The 3,910-nt window shown below is 47.0% G+C and carries 4 protein-coding genes, 1 tRNA gene and 1 pseudogene; 1 reads left to right on the top strand and 5 read right to left on the bottom strand.

Annotated elements, in window-relative coordinates; all coding sequences use genetic code 11:
• A pseudogene (locus RMO52_RS13610) lies at positions 1-406 on the bottom strand (hypothetical protein); the annotation flags it as partial.
• Between the two features lie 159 nt (positions 407-565).
• Here RMO52_RS13610 and RMO52_RS13605 point away from each other — a divergent pair.
• On the top strand, positions 566-733 hold the full coding sequence (locus RMO52_RS13605; RefSeq protein WP_309744999.1) for a hypothetical protein: 168 nt from the start codon (positions 566-568) through the stop codon (positions 731-733).
• A 98-nt stretch (positions 734-831) separates the two neighbouring features.
• Here the strand turns inward: RMO52_RS13605 and RMO52_RS13600 are convergent.
• From RMO52_RS13600 to RMO52_RS13585, 4 genes are all read right to left on the bottom strand, one after another.
• A tRNA-Thr gene (locus RMO52_RS13600) sits at positions 832-904 on the bottom strand.
• A 155-nt stretch (positions 905-1,059) separates the two neighbouring features.
• Positions 1,060-1,770: a molybdopterin-dependent oxidoreductase gene (locus RMO52_RS13595; protein ID WP_310415064.1), complete on the bottom strand. Its 711-nt coding sequence runs from the start codon at positions 1,768-1,770 to the stop codon at positions 1,060-1,062.
• Between the two features lie 278 nt (positions 1,771-2,048).
• Complete coding sequence (locus RMO52_RS13590) at positions 2,049-2,657, bottom strand: cytochrome b/b6 domain-containing protein (RefSeq protein WP_309742014.1); 609 nt, start codon at positions 2,655-2,657, stop codon at positions 2,049-2,051.
• A gap of 48 nt (positions 2,658-2,705) precedes the next feature.
• Positions 2,706-3,755, bottom strand: a complete 1,050-nt coding sequence (locus RMO52_RS13585) for an anthranilate phosphoribosyltransferase family protein (protein ID WP_310415061.1) — start codon at positions 3,753-3,755, stop codon at positions 2,706-2,708.
• Between the last annotated feature and the right edge of the window lie 155 nt (positions 3,756-3,910).

Below are 3,910 nucleotides of genomic sequence, written 5' to 3'. Positions count from 1 at the left end.
ATCTAAATGGATAGTTCCGACACTCGAAGTCGTTGTTAGCCGTTGGTGTAGCAGTCAGCGGTAACGGAAAGCAAGTAGAGATATTTGCTGGGTTGGGAGTAGCAGTTTTGTTATCTGGGAGAGCATAACCGACAAATTTTTGGCGAAGCTGTTCGGCGCGTCTGTTCAATCCCGACTCAGCCGCATAGAAAGTATTCGTACCATCGATATAGGCATTGGTTGATGACTTGGTAAGGTTGGTCATCATCATATATACCGCCAACAGACTAAACATCGCGATCGTAATAATCGAGACGATCATCATCGCATAACCTCTGTCCGATCGAGCATCTTGTTTGGCTAGCTGCTGCGCTCTGAGGATGAAGTGGATAAAGGATCGATCGGGGTTGGGTTTGTTCTTCATCATCGGTTACTCAGAATTGGGAGAGATCGTGTCTACCCAATTGGTAGAAACGGGCATGAATTAGTCGATCTAGATAGAGTTGACAAATATTTGTGTAGCGGTTTTGGATTCCCAGATCGCAGCAGCAGACATGACTGAGATCGATCGGTAGCTAATTATGAAATGTTGTACTCTTATATTGCCCAAAATGAGTGCCATACCTGTCACCGCTCGCCAACAATCATTTTTGCTGTGACGACACTGTTTCGGATCTTAATTGCGATACTCTCGATCGAGATCGCACTCGCTCGGATTTCCAAATTCATGGCGCTCGTTCTTGACAAAAAATAATGACTGGCAGTTGACGTTCGATCGTCAGTTGCCAGTCATTATTAGTGCGCGAGCGCTATGTATAGTTGATATGTCTCCCTGTTTTAGGGATATTTTAAAGCTGGTGGACGGATTCGAACCCCCGACCGGCTGATTACAAATCAGCTGCTCTACCAACTGAGCTACACCAGCATACTTAATTTAGATTAACATACTCACGAATATCTGTCTAGTCAAAATTTGCCCAAATTAGATTTTCTCGATCGGATCGCTCCAAATCGCTCGCCTCAACTCTGCAATGACGCGCGATCGTGTCAATTTAGCAGCGATGACTACCACCCAGTCACTTACAACCCGCCAAACCATTCATAGCCCAAATCTTCCCAATAGCCGCGTTTTGGTAACAGTTGACTGGTGACGATTGCTTCTGTCACCCATTTACTTTGTTTATAGCCGAGCTTGATTGGTGATGCTAAGCGTAATGGTGCCCCATTTTCGGCAGGGAGATCTCGACCGTTCATTTGATACGCTAACAGAGTTTGGGGATGCAGCACTGAAGCCAAATCCCAACTTTCATAGTAGCCATCGGCAGATTGGAAATATACATATTTAGCACTCGATCGCGGCTGGGCGATCTGTAATAAGTCTTGCAATCTGACGCCACCCCATTGGACGATCGCCGCCCAACCTTCAACGCAGACTTGACGAATTACCATTGATGTTAAAGGTAATTGTTGAATCTCTGCCATGTTCAAACTCAAGGGGTTAGCTACTTCACCTGAAATCTTGAGTTGAAAGTTTGCGATGTCGATCTTAGGTGTACCACGAAAACTATTGACAATCAGGCGATCGGGTTCGATCGCGGAGATCGGAAATTCTGGTGTTGGTTTTGACGACAATAACAGGGCTTCAACTGCTTCATTCAGCGGCATCGACAACCGCCCGATCGGATCGTAAAGCAATGTACCAGCCGCATTTACTAGCAATCCGGCTCCAGCCCATTTGAGGAGCTGTCTTCGAGATATTCGTCCGGTTGCTTCTGGTGTTTCATCATTCATAGAAATTAGGTTTTAGGCTTTAGGTTTTAGGTTTTAGGTTTTAGGGAGTAACTAGATGTATTAGATCTTAGAGGATGTCTGAAAAGTCAGATCTTAGGTAGCCTAGCGATTAAAATCGCGGCTACATTTGCAAAACCCGCCTTCGCGGGTTAAAGAAAACTCTTAGTCCACGTAGGTGGACTTTGCCTCATTAGCAGCGGTTTCAACCGCTAGCTACTTTTCAGACATCCTCTTAATTTAATGTTAAATAAAACTTGTCAACACCACAGATATTTACATTACAGATCGACATTCTTTAACTTTAGAAATGACGTAGCAATTTTTCCGTCGCCAATCCCTAATGCTAAAATAGAATGTACCAGCGTGTATAACAAAACCAGCGGGACAGTCATAAAATGAACCGTGCGAAGTGTCTGCCAGTCGCCAAATAACGAAGACAACCAATAAAATTGCACTGGTTGATACATCGATAAACCTGTCGCGATCGCAAGTAATAAAATCGGAATAATACTGGTATAAACCAGCCGATGCCAAGCATATTGACGTCGTTTAGGATTACTACTAGCTTGGAGCGCTCTGATATCGCGCTCGTCTACAAATCGATCGCGCCATCTTTTAGTCCAGAATATATAAATTCCGTATGCTAAAAGATTTAAGCCATAAATCCACATTAGAGCAAAATGCCAGTTGCGACCGCCAGCCAACCAGCCACCGAGTGTCAGTAGCCAGGGAATATGAATGCCTTCTCGTCCGCCAAATACGGGATTGGCGTTATAAATTTGCAAGCCACTCGCGATCGTGCCAAATAAACTAACGATATTAATCCAATGAAATAACCGGACGATCGTCGGCTGTGTGTTTGGTGATTTTTTAGTCTTAGATGTCATCTATCTGTGGCTCTACTCTGCGATCGTGATTAATTAGTGTCTGTTCATTTACTCATTCAAAGCTGCGGCAATCTGTGCCAACCGATCGTAAACGGCACCACTAGTTAATAATACTGTTGCTAACTGCATCCCTGTCATCATATCGCTAGCGCCGCCACAATGCCATAAATAAAATCCGGCATTCCAGATGACTGAATCGAGTAAATCTGAGGGCTTCGCTGCCAAAACATTTGCAAATTCAACCATTAATTCTGGAGTGGCAAGTAAGGGTGGATTAACATTACTTAAACCATAATCGTAGTGATGCAAGAAAATTCGCTCCAACTCGCGTCCCGATCGATGTACGCCAACAATTACCGTGCGATCGCGGGGGAGATCGGTACTGCCTTCTAAGCCCTTGACGGTGGTAATTTTGTGGGGCGTGTCGCGGAGTGTCGCGGCGACAAGTGCCGTCTGTTCGGTCGGTGGATGGACGTAACCAAATATCAGGTGAGCATCACCAGCGTAAGGGCACCACAATAGCTCCAAAGTGGCGATCGGAGGACGTTTGCCGATTTGGTCGCGATAGGGCGTCAGTCCCGCCGCAGCGGGGAAATGAGTGGGGGTGTAGATGAAGCCTAACCCCGTGGCGGCAAAGATCGCCTGAAGGCGATCGAGAGATACCGCCGTCCAATCAATTCCCCAGGCTTGCCAGATATCGATGAGGGGAATGCCATATTTAGTCGGCATTCGATCGCCACCGTGCAAGATGACCGGAATTTCTGCCGCTGCCATAATTAGTGCGACAATGGACGCGATCGGCGCAGTCCGCGATCGACCATCATAAGGTATCCCCAAAATAACTGGCGCGCGGTGATGGCTGGCAACAGGTTGTAATCTCGGCCCCATACTGGCATAAGCATCTAACATCCCCGCTAACTCAGCCCCCGTCGGTCGCTTGATCCGATGCGCGATCAAAAATGCTCCAATTTGGGCAGGAGTGGCTGTTTGCAGCAGCATCATTTCCATTGCTTCTGCTGCTTCCTCACGAGTCAAACTCTTCCCAGTGTGCGGCCCACTGCCAATTATTTGGACGAATTTCCGAAATCGATCGCTCATTGGGAGAGGGTAGAGGGTGGAGGGTGGAGGGTAGATGGGAGAGGGGAGTTGGGAGAGGGGAGTTGGGAGAGGGGAGTTGGGAGAGAGGGGAGTTGGGAGATGAGTAGATGGTAAAGTTTGAACAATCCCGATCTCACAGTCCCCCCATCCCCCAG

The sequence above is a fragment of the Chamaesiphon sp. OTE_8_metabat_110 genome (assembly GCF_031382685.1).
Taxonomy (GTDB): Bacteria; Cyanobacteriota; Cyanobacteriia; order Cyanobacteriales; family Chamaesiphonaceae; genus Chamaesiphon.
Note: the sequence above shows the minus strand (reverse complement) of the source record. Positions and strands in the feature narration are given on the sequence as shown.

What these genes read in the sequence shown, in the direction of transcription:
- RMO52_RS13605 (WP_309744999.1), top strand. Translation starts at nt 566, where the DNA reads ATGTTGTACTCTTATATTGCCCAAAATGAGTGCCATACCTGTCACCGC.
- RMO52_RS13590 (WP_309742014.1), bottom strand. Translation starts at nt 2,657, where the DNA reads ATGACATCTAAGACTAAAAAATCACCAAACACACAGCCGACGATCGTC.
- RMO52_RS13585 (WP_310415061.1), bottom strand. Translation starts at nt 3,755, where the DNA reads ATGAGCGATCGATTTCGGAAATTCGTCCAAATAATTGGCAGTGGGCCG.
- RMO52_RS13595 (WP_310415064.1), bottom strand. Translation starts at nt 1,770, where the DNA reads ATGAATGATGAAACACCAGAAGCAACCGGACGAATATCTCGAAGACAG.